Source organism: Amaricoccus sp. (assembly GCF_017995835.1).
In the GTDB taxonomy this organism is placed as follows: Bacteria; Pseudomonadota; Alphaproteobacteria; order Rhodobacterales; family Rhodobacteraceae; genus Amaricoccus.
The window spans coordinates 14,480-30,181 of the sequence record NZ_JAGOID010000002.1 but is presented as its reverse complement, the minus strand read 5'-3'; the positions used below and the strand labels follow the sequence as shown (position 1 = coordinate 30,181).

Here is a 15,702-nt window from a genome sequence, read left to right as displayed (position 1 = left end):
CGAAACGTGCGGCGCATCCTCACGGGTCGTCGCCGAGCGATCATAAGGCCTTCGCCTGAATGCCTCGCGCCTGCATTAACGATTCAATTCCGACTCTTTTGCTTGGCATATGCGTTGTGCATACGTCGTGCATGGAGTGTGCATCGAGGGATCCGCCGTAAACCCTTGACGCCGAAGTCTTCGGACGGAAACCGTATCAGGCGTCGAGACCGGTCAGCGCGGCGGCGAATTCCTCGGGGTCGAACGGGGCGAGGTCGTCGATCGCCTCGCCGACGCCGATCGCGTGGATCGGCAAGCCGAAACGGTCGGCCAGCGCGACGAGGACGCCGCCCTTGGCGGTGCCGTCGAGCTTGGTCATGACGAGGCCGGAGACGTCGGCGATCCTGCGGAAGATCTCGACCTGCGAGAGCGCGTTCTGCCCCGTGGTGGCGTCGAGGACGAGGAGCGTGTTGTGCGGCGCGCTCTCGTCGCGCTTGCGGATGACGCGGACGATCTTTGCCAGTTCGGACATAAGATCGTCGCGGTTCTGCAACCGCCCGGCGGTGTCGATGAGCAGGAGGTCGGAGCCCTCCGCCTCGGCGCGGGCCATGGCCTCGAAGGCGAGCGAGGCGGGATCGGAGCCCTGCGCCGCCGTCATCACCGGCACGCCGGCGCGATCGCCCCAGATCTGGAGCTGTTCGACCGCCGCGGCGCGAAAGGTGTCGCCGGCGGCGATCACCACCTTCTTGCCCGCCGCCTTGAACTGGCTGGCGAGCTTGCCGATCGTCGTGGTCTTGCCCGAACCGTTGACGCCGACGACGAGCACTACCTGAGGGCGTTTCGCGTAGATCGGCATCGGGCGGGCGACGGGTTCGAGCACGGCCGCGACCTCGGCGGCGAGCGCCTGCTTGATCTCGCGGGCGCCGAGGCGGCGGCCGAAGCGGCCCTCGGCCATGCGCGCGGCGAGCTTCAGCGAGGTGTCGACGCCCATGTCGGCGGCGATCAGAAGCTCCTCGAGGCTTTCGAGCATGGCGTCGTCGAGGACGCGCGTCCGGTCGGCGGCCTTCTCGCCGCCGAAGAGCCGCGACACGATCCCCGGCCGTGTCGTTTCCGGCTCCGGGGCGGGAGCCGAAGCGGCACCGGCAACAGGTTCGGGCGCAGGTTCTGGCGCGACGGGCTCCGCCGCCGCGGGCGCGGAGTCGAGCAGCGCGTCCACCTCCTCGTCGATCTTCGACGAGGACTTGAACAGTCGCTGCTTGAGCTTCTGAAAGAACGCCATGGCCTCGCTCCTGCCGCCGCGGCCCTTCCCGTAAGGCGCCGCGCCGGGGGATGCAAACGCCCGCCGGGCGTCAGCTGCCGAGCTTCTCCTCGATCTTCGCCTTCAGCTCCGGCCACGGCATGTTGGCGAGCTTCTCGCCGTTCAGCACGAAGGTCGGCGTCGCGTCGATGCTGTCCGTCTGCGCGTTGCCCTGGAACCAGGTGACGAGCGCCTGGGCGAAGTCGCCGTCCTGCATGCAGGCCTGCATCTCGCCGTCGATCATCCCCGCCTGCCGGCCGATGGAGAAGAGCGCGTTGACCAGGCCCTGTGCATCGGCCGCCTGGGTCCACGTCTGCTGGTCCCTGAACAGCAGCTCGGCCACCCCGAAGTAGCGGTCCTCCCCGGCGCAGCGCGCGATCATCGAGGCCCAGAGCGAGGGGCGGTCGAAGTAGACCTCGCGGTAGATGAGCCGCACCTTGCCGGTGTCGATGTACTGCGCCTTCAGCTCCGGCATGACGTTGAGCGCGAAGTCGGCGCAATGCGGGCAGGTGAACGAGGCGTACTCCACCATCGTCACCGGGGCCTCCGGGTCGCCCAACGCCATCTCGACGACCTCGCGCGCGCCCTGCGCATGAAGCGGCGCCGCGGCGAGGGCGGCGGCGAGGCCGGCGGCGGCGATCAGCGCGCGGCGGGTGAGGGAAGGGGAGTCCGACATTCAGTCTTCCTTCGACGTGAGCTGCGCGGAGCGGGATAGCACATTCCGGGCCAATGTCTCCAACGCCGCGCGGAGGTCCGCATCACCAATGCGCGAGAGCGGCGCGGCGACCGACGTCAGGTCGGCGGAGGGCGGGGTTTCCGCCGGGCGGCGCCGGAACGTCGGCTCCGGCTCGGCGAAGCCCGCGGCCTGGCGGAACTGGATCCGCCCGACCGCGCCGGGACCGAGCGCCGCGTTGACGCGCTCGCGGATCGTCGGCGCGAGCATCTGCGCCTGCGGTCCGTGCGCGCCCGCCACCGCGAGCGTCAGCACCCCGCCCGCCGGCCCGCGCGCCAGCGCGAGCTTCACCGGCCGCGCCAGCGCGGCGATGTCCTCGCCGACGATGTCGCGCCAGAGCGCCTTCAGTCGCGCCTCGGCAAAGCCGCGCCGGGCGCTGGCGGCGCGGGTCTGCGGCTCGATCAGCGCGCCCGCGCGCCGGAACCCGCGACCGTCGCGCCCCTTGCCTTTGGCGCGTCCTGCGCCAGCATCCCCGGCCATGCGAATCCCTCTCCCCGAGGATGACGACCCTAGGCGTTCCGAGGGGCGTCCGTCCACGCCGGACCCGGCGGCGCTCCTCGCCTGGTACGACCGCTCCGCCCGCCGCCTGCCCTGGCGTACGCCGCCGGGCGCGGCGGAGCGGCCCGACCCCTATCGCGTCTGGCTCTCCGAGGTGATGCTCCAGCAGACCACCGTCGAGGCGGTGCGCGGCTATTTCGCCGCCTTCACCGCGCGCTGGCCGCGGGTCGAGGATCTCGCCGCCGCCGAGGACGCGGCGGTGATGGCCGAATGGGCCGGCCTCGGCTACTACGCCCGCGCCCGTAACCTTCTCGCCTGCGCCCGGGTCGTCGCCGGCGCCGGCGGGCGCTTTCCCGAGGACGAGGCCGGGCTCGCCCGGCTTCCCGGCGTCGGCCCCTATACCGCCGCCGCCGTCGCCGCGATCGCCTTCGACCGGCCGGCCACCGTGGTCGACGGCAACGTCGAGCGCGTCATGGCCCGGCTCTTCGCCGTCGAGACGCCGCTTCCTGCCGCCAAGGCGGAGTTGCGCGCCCTCGCCGCGACCCTGACGCCGGCGGCGCGGCCCGGCGACTACGCCCAGGCGGTGATGGACCTCGGCGCCACGATCTGCACCCCGAGAAAGCCGGCCTGCGCCCTCTGCCCGTGGTCGGCCCCCTGCCGCGCCCGCGCCCGAGGCCTCGTCGCGGAACTGCCCCGCCGGGCGGAGAAGGCCCCGAAGCCGCTCCGCCGCGGCGCGGTCTACGTCGGCTTGCGCGAGGACGGCGCCATCCTGGTCGAGACGCGCGCGGCGGCCGGTCTCCTCGGCGGCATGCTCGGCCTGCCCGGCGGGGCCTGGACCGGGAACGGCGAGGCTGCGGCCCCGCCCTTCGCCGCCGGATGGCGGGAACTCTCCGCCGAGGTCCGCCACACCTTCACCCATTTCCATCTCGCGCTACGCGTGTCGGTCGCGCGCGTGCCGCGGACGGCCGCTCCCGCCGCCGACTGGCGGCCGTGGACGCCGGAACTCGAGCGCGCCATGCCCACGGTCATGCGCAAGGCGCTGCGCCTCGCGCGGAAAGACCTGCTCCCGACGGGGCCGCTTCCCCGGTGAATTCGGCCCCCCGGTTCGCGCGCGTCTTCGCGCGTCGGTTCGAAGGGGGCTCGATGCCCCCTTCGAGCCGGCCCCCTTCCAGCCGACTTCCCTCAGCCCTCCGACATCTCCGCCCGAATCTGCTGGCGCCAGTAGTCGATCGGCACCGGCACCCCGTCCTTGCGGAAGTGCCAGAACGTCCAGCCGTTGCAGGACGGCGCGCCCTGAACCGCCGCGCCGACCTGATGGATGGACCCGCGGCTGTCGGCCGAAACCAGCGTCCCGTCCGCGCGAATCCGGGCGGAGTGCCGCCCGTTCTGCGAGACGAGGGTCTCTCCCGGCGCGAGCAGGCCCCGCTCCACCACCTGGCCGAAGGCGACGCGCGGCTCGGCCCGCTTCGAGCCCGTCACCGCCGCGACCTCGGCGTCGAGCGGGCGGACGGCGGCGATGCGCGCCCGCGCCGCCGCGACATAGGCCGTCTCGCGCTCGATCCCGACGTAGCGCCGGCCGAGCCGCCGGGCCACCGCGCCGGTGGTGCCCGCGCCGAAGAACGGGTCGAGCACCACGTCTCCCGGGCGCGTCGAGGCGACGAAGATCCGGTGCAGCAGCGCCTCCGGCTTCTGGGTCGGATGCAGCTTCGCGCCGTCCGGTCCCTTCAGCCGCTCCGCCCCGGTGCAGAGCGGGATGACCCAGTCCGAGCGCATCTGCACGCCGTCGTTCAACTCCTTCGTGGCCTCGTAGTTGAAGACGTGACGCGACTGCGACGAGCGCGCCGCCCAGATCAGCGTCTCGTGAGCGTTGGTCAGGCGCTTGCCGCGAAAGTTCGGCATCGGGTTCGACTTCCGCCAGATTACATCGTTGAGGATCCAGAAGCCGGCGTCTTGCATCGCGGTCCCGAGCCGGAAGACGTTGTGGTAGGAGCCGATCGTCCAGATCGCCCCGTCGGGCCTGAGCAGGCGGCGCGCCTCGCCGAGCCACGCGCGCGTGAAGGCGTCGTAGTCCGCGAAGGAGCCGAAGCGGTCCCAGTCGTCGTCCACTGCGTCGACGAGGCTGTTGTCGGGCCGGTGCAGCGTGCCGCGCAGCTGGAGGTTGTAGGGCGGATCGGCGAAGATCATGTCGACCGACCCCCCCGGCAGCGACCGCATCACCTCGAGGCAGTCGCCCTCATGCACGACGTCGAGCTCCAGCGCGGGGGCATGGGGATCGGTCCAGTTCGTTCTCGACATCGGCTCATCATTCCTTGACGCGGTTGCGCGCAGGATGGACGAGAGCTGATTCGCGATCAAACTATATTTGAATCAATGACTTAACTGTTGCCTCTTCACACAACATCTTGTGGACGGGCGCAAAGCTTCGCCGATGATATGGGGTCACGCCCAGCCGGGCGAGCGCCTCGGCATGGGCGCGGACGCCGTATCCGACGTTCGTCTCCCATCCATATCCCGGAAACTGTTGCGCCAGGGACACCATCATCCGGTCGCGCACGACCTTGGCGACGACCGAAGCCGCAGCGATCGAGACGCACAGCGCGTCGCCTCCGATCACTGCGCGGGCCTCGCAGCCGAGCCCGGGGGGCAGCAGCTTGCCGTCGACGAGCACGAGCCCCGGGCGCGTCCCGAGCCGCGCCAGCGCGCGCCGCATGGCGAGGAAGCTCGCCTGCAATACGTTGAGCCGGTCGACCTCCGCGACGCTGGCGACGCCCACACCCACCCGGGCGCAGGCGAGGATTTCGTTGTGGAGTTGCGCCCGGCGCGGCGCGGTCAGCTTCTTGCTGTCGTCGATCCCGTCCGGCACGCGGTCCGGATCGAGCACGACGGCCGCGGCCACGACCGGACCCGCCCAGGGTCCGCGCCCGACCTCGTCCACCCCGCAGACAGGTCCCGGGCCTTCGCGCTCGAGGCTGAGATCCGGCGGCATCAGCGCCTCAGCCCGCCTGTCCCAAATACCCCGCGCCGCATGCCGCTCTCCCGTCGTCGTCAGTTCGACGGGACGCCTAGTCGCGCCGGCGTCCGCGGTCAACGGAGCCCGCCCCGACGAATGCCGCCTGCGAACCGATCACGCCACCTCACTACCATCAAGCACATCGCCCTCAACCTGATCCGAAGAGCCCCGACAAAGACCCCCTGCATCTCAAGCGAAAGGTCGCAGCTTGGGACGACGACTTCCTCGCAAGCCTCATCGCCAGATAGTGCGTTCGCCCGATTCTCCTGTGCGGAGTCGGACTGACGGTTGACAAAACGGCCTGTCGCCTGTAGGAGACCGGCTAGTCGCAGCAATGCTGCGGTTGCAGCCGAAGTGTGCGCTCGGCTGCGCAGCCCGCCGCTCTGCGACAGGAGAAACCCAAAGGTTGGTCAGCCCCAGGACGATGGCGAAGGTGAGGGTGCGCGCCGCCCCTCTGGTTTTGGGCATCTTCGTGGCGGCCTGTGGTTCGCACAGCGGCTTGCGAGGGCCTTCGCCCGAGCCCGTGGCGCCTTCGGCGGCGTACCCTTCGCGGTCCAAGTCCGATTTCGGCCGGGTTGCGTCCCGGATTCAGGCGGCGACCATGTCGATCTGCGCGGAGCGCGCCGCGGCGGACGGGCTCGACGCCTGCGACTTCACCTTCGTTCTCGTCGAGGCCCCCACGGCGCCGCCCAACGCCTTTCAGACCCGTTCCAGCGATGGCAAGCCTGTCATCACCGTGAACAGCAGCCTGCTCGCGCAGCTTCGGGATGACGACGAGCTTGCGACGGTGCTGTCCCACGAAGCGGCGCATCATGTCGCCGGCCACATCGATCGGATGAACGATCGCACGTCGCCGGACGCCTTCCTTCCCGGCGACGCCGGAGGCTACACGGCGCAGTCCGACGGAAGGGCGCGCGGACGCGCGCTGGAACTCGAGGCCGACTGGATCGGCGCCTTCATCGCGGAACGATCGGGTTACGATCCGGCGCACGGCGCCAACATATTCGAGCGTGCGGCGACGAAACAGGGAGCAAAGACGTCGCGGACGTCGAGCCATCCTGACCCGTCGCAGCGCCTGGAGGTCGTCGCGGCCGCAGTCGCGGAAATCGGCAGACAGCGGTCTGCCGGCCTGACGCCCCGCCCGGAAAGCGCACCCGCCCTGTAGGCCTGATCGGCGATCCGGCGGGCGCGGCCTTCCTTCTTTCCGTCTCAGTCAGGCGTTCAGTTTCAGTCGGGCGAAATGATGCGCCAGACCTCATTGAGGGTCATGCCCTGGGCTTCCTCCGGCGTAAGCTTGGCGGACCGGATCAGGTGGGCGTTGGTCGAGAGGTCGAGCGGGTCCTGGAACGCCATGGCGCTCGTCATGTCGCGCATGGGGATCTGGTCCTGGACCGATTCACTCCGGTTGAACTTCGCCGTGGCGATCTGGTCGAGGGTCATGCCCTCGGCCTGCTCCGGCGAAAGTCCGGCGGCGCCGGCCAACTGGTCGTAACCGGCGGCATCGGTGCCCTGGAACGCCAGTGCGGTGACCGCGACCTGACGCCGAACCAGATTCTGGTCCTGGGTTGCCTCGCCCCGGTTGAACTTGACCGTGGCGATCTCGTTGAGCGTCAGTCCCCGGGCCTGTTCGGCGGTCAGGCCGGCATTCGATTCAAGTTGTGACTGGGCGAGGGCGGGCGCCGCGCACGCGAGCGCGGAGAGCGTCACGGCGATGGCGAAAGAGCTGCGCATTGCGACTTCTCCTAAGAGTCAAAACCAATACAGGATGAACCGGGCCATCCACATCCCTGAACCGGTTCAATGTGGAATGTGCTCCCGTTCCGAGCAGAAGTCAACGAACCATTGAACCGGTTCATCATGTCGGCGACAATCGATGCCCAAGGCGCGAGCATGGAACCTGCCGATGAAGACCTCCGTCACCATGCAGGACGTCGCCAGAGCCGCGGGGGTGTCGAAGGCGACGGTCTCCAACGCCTTCAACCGGCCCGAAATGGTGATGGCGGCGCTGCGCGATAGGATCGAGGCGGCGGCGCGCGAGGTTGGCTACGCCGGCCCGGATCCCAAGGGGAGGGTGCTGAGTTCCGGGCGGGTCAACGCCCTCGGGGTGGTCCTGCCCGGGATTCTCGGGATCTCGAATGCGCTCGACAACGCCACGGTGCGGCGCTTCCTCGCCGGGGTGGCCAGCCTCTGCGAGGAGCAGGGCGCGGCGCTCACCGTCATCTCCGGCGCCGACGGAACCAGGCAATGCGGATCGCAGTCCGCGCTGGTCGACGGGTTCATCATCCTCGGCGTCGAGCAGGCCGAGTCCATCGTTCCCGCGCTGCGCCGCAGGCTGCCCGTGGTGGTGGTCGACTACGACGCCGGGCCGGAGGTCAGTTCCGTCCGCGCCGAGGATCGCTCCGGGGGCTGGCTGGCAGCCCGGCATCTGCTGCAACTCGGCCATCGGCGCATCGCGGTCGTCTCCATGCTGCATGACGACCGGCCCTCGGTCTTCCACGAATCCGTCGGCGCGGAGCGGCGACTGGCGGCGCGCTTTCTCTACACCACCTCCGCGCGCCTGGCGGGGATCGCGGACGCGCTCTATGCGGCGGGCCTGTCGATCGACGACGTGCCGATCATCGAGGCGTCGGGGTTCACTTGCGAGCAGGCGCTGTCGCGGCGCGGCGTGGCCATGGTGTTCGACCGCGCTCCCTCCGCTACCGGGGTCATCTGCCTATCGAGCCATCTCGGACTGGCCGTTCTGGAGGAGGCCCGCCGGCGCGGCGTCGAGGTGCCGTCGACGAAGTCGGTGATCAGCTTCGGCGGCGCTCCCGAGGAGGCGCTTTCCATCCCGCCGCTCTCGGTCGTGCAGACGCTGATCTTCGAGAAGGGCCGCGCCGCGGCTCGAATCGCTCTCGAGGGCGGACCCGAGCAGCACCTGGTCCTGCCGTTCGAGTTGGTCGTCCGGGGCTCGACGGCCCCGGCGCCGCCTTCGCTCCCCGCGGTTTGCCGCGGTGACGTGACACTCCGGGCGTCGTGGCCTATGTTGCGCCCCGACGCCCCCTGAGGCACTGGGCCCCATGTCGCACAACCCGATCCGTCCCTGGCGCAACATCGACCGGCGCGAAAGCCGGCGCATCCATGTCGGCGCCGTGCCGGTGGGCGGCGGCGCGCCGATCAGCGTGCAGACGATGACGAACACGCTGACCACCGACATTGGCGCGACCATCGCCCAGGTTCAGGCGGCGGCGGACGCCGGCGCCGACATCGTGCGCGTCTCGGTGCCCGACGAGGCCTCGAGCCGGGCGCTGCGCGAGATCGTGCGCGAAAGCCCGGTTCCGATCGTGGCGGACATCCATTTCCACTACCGCCGGGCTATCGAGTCGGCGGAAGCGGGGGCGGCCTGCCTGCGGATCAATCCGGGCAACATCGGCTCGGCCGAGCGGGTGCGGGAGGTGCTCCGGGCGGCAAGGGATCATGGCTGCTCGATGCGGATCGGCGTCAATGCCGGCAGCCTCGAGAGGCACCTGCTCGAGAAATACGGCGAGCCCTGCCCGGAGGCGATGGTGGAGAGCGGGCTCGACCATATCCGCCTCCTCGAGGACAACGATTTTCACGAGTTCAAGATCAGCGTGAAGGCGTCGGACGTGTTCCTCGCCGCCGCGGCCTACCAGCAGCTCGCCGATGCGACCGACGCGCCGATCCATCTCGGGATCACCGAGGCGGGCGGGATGACGTCGGGCACGGTCAAGTCGGCGATCGGGCTCGGCAACCTGCTCTGGATGGGGATCGGCGACACGCTGCGGGTGTCGCTCTCGGCCGATCCGGTCGAGGAGGTGAAGGTCGGGTTCGAGATCCTGAAGTCGCTCGGGCTGCGCCACCGGGGGGTGAACATCATCTCCTGCCCCTCCTGCGCACGGCAGGGATTCGACGTGATCCGCACCGTCGAGATCCTCGAGAAGCGGCTCGAGCACGTGAAGACGCCGATGTCGCTGTCGATCATCGGCTGCGTGGTCAACGGCCCGGGCGAGGCGCTGATGACCGACGTGGGTTTCACCGGCGGCGGCGCGGGGTCCGGCATGGTCTACCTGGCGGGACGGCAGCACCACAAGCTCGGCAATTCCGGCATGATCGACCACATTGTCGCGCTCGTCGAGAAGCGGGCTGCGGAGATCGAGGCCGACGGGGCGACCGACCGGGCCGCGGAATAGCCCCCCGGCGGGTCGCTGCCGCGGGCCCGGGGGGAGCGCCGTCCTCGAGGACCCCGCAAGGGGGTCCCGCTCGGACGGCGCTGACGGTCGGCCGCCTTTGCGGCCGACCTGGCGGAGCGGCCGCAAGCGGCCGCGAGTCCTTTTCTGTTCCCCGCCCTTTGGCGGGGAGGCGCCTGCTCAGCGCGTCGCATCAATCACCTCACGCCAGTGGGCGCAGGTCAGCGGATGATGCCGTTGGTATGAAGGGGGGATTGCGGCGCCGGCGGCACCACCCCGGGGTCAGACGCCGCCGAGGCGGTCGCGGATAGGGCCGAGGCGGGTCTCGACCCACATGCGCATGGCGTCGATCCGATTGGCGAAGGTTGCGAGGGGCGTCTCGGTGGCGGGGGCCCGGGCGACGATCGCGTCGACGTTCAGGTAGGCCGCGGTCCCCGCGGCGGTCAGCGCGAGCGCCAGCAGGAACCCGGCCGCGCCACCGCGCCGACGCGCCGGCGGAGCCGGGATCGCCGCCGGCGGCGGCGACGACGGACGCTCGGAGACGCGGGGGCGGAGCGGTGTCGGCGGGGCCTCGGCCGGTCGCGCGGGCGCGGGCTCCATCCGGATCTCGGGGCGCGGCGCGGGCTGCGCCGCCACGGGCGCAGGCGGCTCGGGCCGAAGGGGATGGGGCGACGGCAGATCCTGCGGCCCGGATCGGGCCGCCGGCGTGTCCGCGTCCGGAGCATCGGCTGTGTCGGGGCTTGCGGGACGCGGCGGCCGCGGGGGGAAGGGCGTCGGGGCGCTGTCGCCGCCCGGGCGCAGCGTCGGCGCGCCGGCGGCCTGCGCCGGCTGGGCGCGGGTCGCGAGCCGGGCGATGATCTCGTCCTCGCTTGGCGGCTCGTCCTCGGCCGGGCGCGCCCGGACGAACCAGCGGGTGTGGCAGGAGGAGCACTGGACGTGGCTGCCCCCTGCCGGGAGATGGTCGTCCGGAAGCTCGTAAGCCGCGGCGCAGGTTGGGCATGTGACGCGCATCGGGCCTCGCGGTGGGCAGGGCGATCGGGGAATCATGGGCGATCCCGGTCCGCCCGTTCTACCGGCGGGCACCGGCCTTTCCAAGCGGGGCGGCTTGCAGCTCCTTGCAGCTCTCCCCCGGCGGGCGCCGGTCGGCGACTTGCGCCCGGCGGTCGGGGGCATATAACGGCGCGGGACGGCGTCGGAGGGCCCCGGGTGATCGAGTTCGAGCAGGTGGGGTTCAGCTACGGAGCGCGGACCGTGCTGAGCGACGTGACGCTGGCTCTGGAGCCGGGCTCGCTCAGTTTCCTGGCCGGGCGATCGGGAGCCGGCAAGACCACGTTCCTGCGGCTGTGCCATCTCGACCTCGCCCCCGACCGGGGCGTCGTGCGGTTCTGGGGCCGGTCGATCTCGCCGCGGGACCGCGACGGGGTCGCGGATTTGCGCAAGGCGATCGGCGTGGTGCCGCAGGATCCCGGCTTTCTCGAGCACCTGACGCTTCTGGAGAACGTCGCGCTGCCGCTGCGGGTGGCGGGGCTCGGCGTCGCCGGGCGGTCGGAGGACCTGCGCGCGCTCCTCGACTGGGTCGACCTCGCCGACCGGGCGGACGCCTTTCCGGCGGAGCTTTCGGGCGGAGAGCGCCAGCGGGCGGCGCTGGCGCGGGCGGTGATCCTGAGCCCCGAGGCGATCCTCGCCGACGAGCCCACGGGGGCGGCTGACCGCGACATGGCGGCGCGGCTGATCGGGCTCCTCGTCGAGCTGAACCGGATGGGCAAGACCGTCCTCGTCGCCACCCACGATCCCGATCTGATGCGCGCCGTCGCGGGGCGGGTCGAGGCGCGCGTGCTGCGCCTCGAGGGCGGCCGCGTCGCCGCGATCGAGCCGGCCGAGGCGGGCGCCGCTTGAACCGGTTCGTGGCTCTGGCGACAGGGGGGGGCGAGGCGGCGGGGTTGGCGCCGCCGACGCCCGCGGCGGGCGTGGCGGTGACGCTCCTGGCCGGGATCCTCGTCTTTCTCGCCGCGCTCGCCGCGGCGCTGGGGCTTTCCGCGGCGCGAGTGGCGGGCGAGTGGTCGGGGCCGGAGGCCGCGGCCGCCACCCTCTTCGTCATGGCCTCCGACGAGGCGGCGGTGGAGGCGCAGGCGCGCGCCGCCCTCGACGTGCTGCGCACCGCGCCGGGGGTGCTGTCGGTGCGGCTGATCGAGCTCGACGAGCAGCGGGCGCTGCTTGCGCCGTGGCTGGGTTCCGAGGTGGCGCTCGACGGCCTGCCGCTGCCGCTGCTGATCGAGGTCGAGGCCGACCGGGACGCGCTCGACCGCACGGCGCTGGAGGCGCGGCTGGCGGCCGGTGCCCCCGGCGCGGTCTTCGACGACCATGCCGCCTGGCGCGCGCCTCTCGTCGCCGCCAGCCGGCGGATGGGGCTCGCGAGCGTGGCGATCCTCGGCGCGCTGGCGGCGGCGCTCGCGGCCGCGCTGGCGCTTGCCGCTGGCGCCTCGGTGGCGGCGAACGGGGCGGCGGTGGCGACGCTGCGCCTCGTCGGCGCGCGCGACCGGCTGATCGGCGCCGCGTTCGCCCGGCCGCTCCTGCTGCGCGCCGCCGCCGGCGCGGCCCTGGGCGGGGTCGCCGCCATCGTGCTTCTGCTGCTGATGCCGGCGCGCGGGGCGGGCGACACGCTCGGGCTCGGGATGCGGCCTTCGGGCTGGGAGTGGGTCGCCATCCTGCTCGTGCCGCCGGCCGGCCTCGCGATCGCCTGGGCTGCCGGCGCGCTCGCCGTCCGGCGCGCGCTGCGGCGCTGGAGCTGACGCCGGTGCAGCGGCTGCGCTCGGTTCTCTTCGACCTCTGCCTCTACGGGTTGATGCTGGTGATGGGCGTCCTCTTCGCTCCGATGGCGGCCTGGTCGGCGGAGGGGGCGCTACGGGCCTGCAAGATCTATGCACGGACCGTGCTCCGGCTGCTCGCGGCGATCTGCGGGCTGCGGACCGAGGTGCGTGGGCCGGTGCCGGAGGGCGACGTGGTCGTGGCCTCCAAGCATCAATCTTTCCTCGACATTCTGATCCTCGTGGCCGCGCTACCACGGCCGCGGTTCATCATGAAGCAGGAGCTGCGCTGGGCGCCGATCCTCGGGCTCTATGCGATGCGGATCGGCTCGACGCCGGTCAACCGCGGGGCGCGGTCGAAGGCGATGAAGGATATGGTCGCCCATGCCGGCAAGGACGAGGCGGCGGGCCAGCTCGTGATCTATCCGCAGGGCACGCGGGTGCTGCCGGGCGCGAAGCTGCCCTACAAGTTCGGCGCGGGCGTGCTCTATGACCGGCTCGGCGTTCCCTGCGTGCCGGCGGCGACCAATGTCGGGGTATTCTGGTCGCGGCGGAGCCCGCTGCGCAAGCCCGGGCTCGCGGTGGTGGAGTTCCTGCCGACGATCCCGCCGGGGTTGCCGGTGGCCGAGTTCATGGCCCGGATCGAGCCGCTGGTCGAGACGGAGTCGAACCGGCTGATGCGCGAGGCGGGCTTCGATCCGGGGCCCGATCCGGCGCCGGCGACGGTCGCGGCGGAGGCTTGACGCGACTCTGGGCCGCTGGCGACCGCGGGCGCGGGTTCCGGGATCATCGGCTTGGGAATGCTGGAAAAACCGCGGCTGGAACGCGGCTGGAACGCGGCAGGAATCAGGCTGGAATGTGGCTTGCCACTTCTTTGCGGGTTGTTAACGCGCGACGGCGGTCACGCGGCGACCCTTTCCTGTGGTAGAAGGGCTGCATGGAGACCCTGCTCCCGGCTCGAAGCGCGCCTCCCTGTCACGGTCCGGCCCGGGGTGCAGTCAGGTCGTGACATCGAGAGAGTCCACCATGTCCATGCCGATCCTCCGCCCTGCCTTCCTTGCCGCGACCCTCGTACTTGCCGCCACGGCGGCGCCTGCGGGGGAGGTGGTGACGCCCGAGACCTTCATCCGCGCCGAGACCGACCGGATGTTCTCCGACATTGTCGGCCACGCGGGCGGGGTGAACAGGTTCCTCTACTACCACGAGCCGACGCCGCTCGACGCGCAGACCGTGGTGCGGATGAACCGCGACACGCTCTACATGGGCGCGGTGATCGACACTGAGGGCGGCGCGTCGATCACCATGCCGGAGATCCCGGACGGCCGTTACGCCTCGATCCTCATCGTCGACAACGACCACTACGTGCCGGTCGTCTTCTACGAGCCGGGCACGCACGAGATCCCCGCCGACACCCGCTACATGTTCGCCGCCGTGCGCATCCAGGTTTTCAATCCCGACGATCCCGAGGAGGTCGCGCTCGTCAACAAGTTGCAGGACGGGTTCGAAATCCATGCCGGGAGCGCCGAGCCGATGCCGCCGCTCAACTGGGACAAGGCGAGCCTCGACGCGCTCAGGGCGCAGTACGAGGAGGACTCCGCCGCCTACCCGAGCTGGGCGGGGATGGAGGGGCCGCGCGGCAAGGTGAACGAGGAAACGCGCCACATCGCTGCCGCTGCAGCCTGGGGCCTCTTCCCGGAGTGGGACGCGACCTATCTCAACTACAACGGCAATCACCCGATCGACCGTTGCCATACCGCGACCTATGCGATCCCCGAGAACGGCGCGTTCTGGTCGATCACCGTCTACGGCAGCGACGGCTTCATCAAGTCGGAGGACAGCACCATCAACGGCCACAATGTCGAATTGAACCCGGACGGCACGTTCACGGCATGGTTCGGCTCGGAGGCGCTGTGCGGCGACCACCCCTCTACCGGCCCGGACCGACGGTGCTGGACGGCAGCTATGCGCTCCCGGAGGCCCGGCCCGTCGGCTGAACCGCTTCGCGGCGGCGGCCACGCAAGTCCCGGCCGCTTCGCTCCGCTCTGACGGGGGGGGCGCGCGCGGGGATGGCTCAGGCGACGAGGGACTTCGAGCCCATGTCGAGGTACTTGCGGCGGCGGGCCTTGCGCAGGGCCTCGGGCTTCTTGCCGTCGAGCTCGCCGAGCATGTCGCGGATCGCGCCGCCGACGCGCTCGATCGTCGTGGCGCGGTCGCGCTGGGCGCCGCCGCGGGGCTCGGGGACGATGCGGTCGACGACGCCGAGCGCCCTGAGATCCTGGGCGGTCAGGCGCAGCGCCTCGGCGGCCTCGCGGGCCTTGTCGGCGTCCTTCCACAGGATCGAGGCGCAGCCCTCCGGCGAGATCACCGAGTAGATCGAGTGCTCGAGCATGGCCACCTGGTCGGCGGTCGCCACCGCCACCGCGCCGCCCGAGCCGCCCTCGCCGATGATGACAGAGACGATCGGCGTGCCGATGGCGAGGCACTTCTCGGTCGCCCGGGCGATCGCCTCGGCCTGGCCGCGCTCCTCGGCGCCCTTGCCGGGATAGGCGCCCGGCGTGTCGACCAGCGTCACCACCGGCAGCCCGAAGCGGTCGGCGAGATCCATCAGCCGGATCGCCTTGCGGTAGCCCTCCGGCCGGGCCATGCCGAAGTTGCGCTCGATGCGGGAGCGGGTGTCGTGGCCCTTCTCGTGGCCGATGACCACGACGGGGCGGTCGTCGAAGCGGGCGAGGCCGCCCATGACGGCGTGGTCGTCGGCGAAGTTGCGGTCGCCGGCGAGCGGCGTCCACTCGGAGAACAGCGCGCTCACGTAGTCGCGGCAATGCGGCCGGTCGGGGTGGCGGGCGACCTGCGCCTTTCGCCACGGGTCGAGGCTGCGATAAAGCTCGTCGAGCAGCGCGGAGGCCTTGGAGTCGAGCGCGATCGCCTCGGCGGCGACGTCCATCTCGGGCGTCTTGCGGGCGAGGGCGCGCAGTTCTTCCGCCTTGCCCTCGATCTCGGCGAGGCCCTTCTCGAAGTCGAGGTAGTTCTGCATTCGCTCCCCACGTTCGGGCTCGCCCACATATCGCCCGCCGGGGCGCGAACGCAAGGCGCCGTCTGTCGCCGGGCGCGGGCCGCCGCGCGTGGCGCGCGACGGTGTCGGTCGTCGATTCGGTAGCCGGACCCGAGTCTTGTCCCGCGATGTTGATCGCGCG

General features: G+C 71.4%; 16 protein-coding genes. 8 read left to right on the top strand and 8 right to left on the bottom strand.

Annotated features, from left to right (window positions below):
- Nucleotides 1-196: 196 nt before the first annotated feature.
- From ftsY to KBA23_RS00530, 3 genes are all read right to left on the bottom strand, one after another.
- Nucleotides 197-1,258 (bottom strand): signal recognition particle-docking protein FtsY, encoded by a 1,062-nt coding sequence (gene ftsY, locus KBA23_RS00540; RefSeq protein ID WP_290735331.1) that lies wholly within the window; start codon nt 1,256-1,258, stop codon nt 197-199.
- A gap of 70 nt (nt 1,259-1,328) precedes the next feature.
- Nucleotides 1,329-1,952, bottom strand: coding sequence for a DsbA family protein (locus KBA23_RS00535; protein ID WP_290735328.1), 624 nt, complete (start codon nt 1,950-1,952; stop codon nt 1,329-1,331).
- Complete coding sequence (locus KBA23_RS00530) at nt 1,953-2,489, bottom strand: DUF721 domain-containing protein (RefSeq protein WP_290735325.1); 537 nt, start codon at nt 2,487-2,489, stop codon at nt 1,953-1,955.
- Here KBA23_RS00530 and KBA23_RS00525 point away from each other — a divergent pair.
- Nucleotides 2,488-3,597 (top strand): NUDIX domain-containing protein, encoded by a 1,110-nt coding sequence (locus KBA23_RS00525; protein ID WP_290735322.1) that lies wholly within the window; start codon nt 2,488-2,490, stop codon nt 3,595-3,597. The two genes, KBA23_RS00530 and KBA23_RS00525, sit on opposite strands and share 2 nt — an antisense overlap.
- A 92-nt stretch (nt 3,598-3,689) precedes the next feature.
- Here the strand turns inward: KBA23_RS00525 and KBA23_RS00520 are convergent, their stop codons facing one another.
- A complete protein-coding gene (locus tag KBA23_RS00520) occupies nt 3,690-4,802 on the bottom strand; it encodes a site-specific DNA-methyltransferase (RefSeq protein WP_290735319.1) in 1,113 nt (370 codons plus the stop codon).
- A gap of 61 nt (nt 4,803-4,863) precedes the next feature.
- Nucleotides 4,864-5,493, bottom strand: a complete 630-nt coding sequence (locus tag KBA23_RS00515) for a ribonuclease HII (RefSeq protein WP_290735316.1) — start codon at nt 5,491-5,493, stop codon at nt 4,864-4,866.
- A gap of 625 nt (nt 5,494-6,118) precedes the next feature.
- On the opposite strand from KBA23_RS00515, the gene KBA23_RS00510 reads away from it, so the two are divergent.
- Nucleotides 6,119-6,682 carry a M48 family metallopeptidase gene (locus KBA23_RS00510; protein ID WP_290735313.1) on the top strand — a complete coding sequence of 188 codons (564 nt, stop codon included), beginning with the start codon at nt 6,119-6,121 and terminating at the stop codon, nt 6,680-6,682.
- A gap of 62 nt (nt 6,683-6,744) precedes the next feature.
- Here the strand turns inward: KBA23_RS00510 and KBA23_RS00505 are convergent, their stop codons facing one another.
- Nucleotides 6,745-7,248, bottom strand: a complete 504-nt coding sequence (locus KBA23_RS00505) for a hypothetical protein (RefSeq protein ID WP_290735310.1) — start codon at nt 7,246-7,248, stop codon at nt 6,745-6,747.
- A gap of 142 nt (nt 7,249-7,390) precedes the next feature.
- Here KBA23_RS00505 and KBA23_RS00500 point away from each other — a divergent pair, with 142 nt between their 5' ends.
- Nucleotides 7,391-8,563: a LacI family DNA-binding transcriptional regulator gene (locus KBA23_RS00500; RefSeq protein WP_290735307.1), complete on the top strand. Its 1,173-nt coding sequence runs from the start codon at nt 7,391-7,393 to the stop codon at nt 8,561-8,563.
- Between the two features lie 13 nt (nt 8,564-8,576).
- Nucleotides 8,577-9,707, top strand: coding sequence for a flavodoxin-dependent (E)-4-hydroxy-3-methylbut-2-enyl-diphosphate synthase (ispG, locus tag KBA23_RS00495; protein WP_290735304.1), 1,131 nt, complete (start codon nt 8,577-8,579; stop codon nt 9,705-9,707).
- Between the two features lie 279 nt (nt 9,708-9,986).
- Here the strand turns inward: ispG and KBA23_RS00490 are convergent, their stop codons facing one another.
- Nucleotides 9,987-10,715 (bottom strand): zinc-ribbon domain-containing protein, encoded by a 729-nt coding sequence (locus KBA23_RS00490; protein WP_290735300.1) that lies wholly within the window; start codon nt 10,713-10,715, stop codon nt 9,987-9,989.
- Nucleotides 10,716-10,910: 195 nt separating this feature from the next.
- Between KBA23_RS00490 and KBA23_RS00485 the strand changes: the two genes are divergently transcribed.
- The 4 genes from KBA23_RS00485 to KBA23_RS00470 all read left to right on the top strand — a co-directional run bounded on the left by KBA23_RS00485 (nt 10,911) and on the right by KBA23_RS00470 (nt 14,554).
- On the top strand, nt 10,911-11,600 hold the full coding sequence (locus KBA23_RS00485; protein WP_290735297.1) for an ATP-binding cassette domain-containing protein: 690 nt from the start codon (nt 10,911-10,913) through the stop codon (nt 11,598-11,600).
- A complete protein-coding gene (locus tag KBA23_RS00480) occupies nt 11,597-12,493 on the top strand; it encodes a cell division protein FtsX (RefSeq protein ID WP_290735453.1) in 897 nt (298 codons plus the stop codon). The genes KBA23_RS00485 and KBA23_RS00480 overlap by 4 nt, the downstream gene beginning before the upstream one ends.
- Nucleotides 12,494-12,498: 5 nt before the next feature.
- Nucleotides 12,499-13,251: a lysophospholipid acyltransferase family protein gene (locus tag KBA23_RS00475; RefSeq protein WP_366935282.1), complete on the top strand. Its 753-nt coding sequence runs from the start codon at nt 12,499-12,501 to the stop codon at nt 13,249-13,251.
- A 283-nt stretch (nt 13,252-13,534) separates the two neighbouring features.
- Nucleotides 13,535-14,554, top strand: coding sequence for a DUF1254 domain-containing protein (locus KBA23_RS00470; RefSeq protein WP_290735293.1), 1,020 nt, complete (start codon nt 13,535-13,537; stop codon nt 14,552-14,554).
- A 25-nt stretch (nt 14,555-14,579) separates the two neighbouring features.
- Here the strand turns inward: KBA23_RS00470 and KBA23_RS00465 are convergent, their stop codons facing one another.
- The gene (locus KBA23_RS00465) at nt 14,580-15,542 is read right to left on the bottom strand and encodes an acetyl-CoA carboxylase carboxyltransferase subunit alpha (RefSeq protein WP_290735290.1); all 963 of its coding nucleotides are present in this window, start codon (nt 15,540-15,542) and stop codon (nt 14,580-14,582) included.
- Between the last annotated feature and the right edge of the window lie 160 nt (nt 15,543-15,702).

Excerpts from the sequence above, each read along its gene's own strand:
- ftsY (WP_290735331.1), bottom strand. The coding sequence starts at position 1,258 with ATGGCGTTCTTTCAGAAGCTCAAGCAGCGACTGTTCAAGTCCTCGTCG.
- KBA23_RS00535 (WP_290735328.1), bottom strand. The coding sequence starts at position 1,952 with ATGTCGGACTCCCCTTCCCTCACCCGCCGCGCGCTGATCGCCGCCGCC.
- KBA23_RS00525 (WP_290735322.1), top strand. The coding sequence starts at position 2,488 with ATGCGAATCCCTCTCCCCGAGGATGACGACCCTAGGCGTTCCGAGGGG.
- KBA23_RS00530 (WP_290735325.1), bottom strand. The coding sequence starts at position 2,489 with ATGGCCGGGGATGCTGGCGCAGGACGCGCCAAAGGCAAGGGGCGCGAC.
- KBA23_RS00520 (WP_290735319.1), bottom strand. The coding sequence starts at position 4,802 with ATGTCGAGAACGAACTGGACCGATCCCCATGCCCCCGCGCTGGAGCTC.
- KBA23_RS00515 (WP_290735316.1), bottom strand. The coding sequence starts at position 5,493 with ATGCCGCCGGATCTCAGCCTCGAGCGCGAAGGCCCGGGACCTGTCTGC.
- KBA23_RS00510 (WP_290735313.1), top strand. The coding sequence starts at position 6,119 with ATGTCGATCTGCGCGGAGCGCGCCGCGGCGGACGGGCTCGACGCCTGC.
- KBA23_RS00505 (WP_290735310.1), bottom strand. The coding sequence starts at position 7,248 with ATGCGCAGCTCTTTCGCCATCGCCGTGACGCTCTCCGCGCTCGCGTGC.
- KBA23_RS00500 (WP_290735307.1), top strand. The coding sequence starts at position 7,391 with ATGCCCAAGGCGCGAGCATGGAACCTGCCGATGAAGACCTCCGTCACC.
- ispG (WP_290735304.1), top strand. The coding sequence starts at position 8,577 with ATGTCGCACAACCCGATCCGTCCCTGGCGCAACATCGACCGGCGCGAA.
- KBA23_RS00490 (WP_290735300.1), bottom strand. The coding sequence starts at position 10,715 with ATGCGCGTCACATGCCCAACCTGCGCCGCGGCTTACGAGCTTCCGGAC.
- KBA23_RS00470 (WP_290735293.1), top strand. The coding sequence starts at position 13,535 with ATGTCCATGCCGATCCTCCGCCCTGCCTTCCTTGCCGCGACCCTCGTA.
- KBA23_RS00465 (WP_290735290.1), bottom strand. The coding sequence starts at position 15,542 with ATGCAGAACTACCTCGACTTCGAGAAGGGCCTCGCCGAGATCGAGGGC.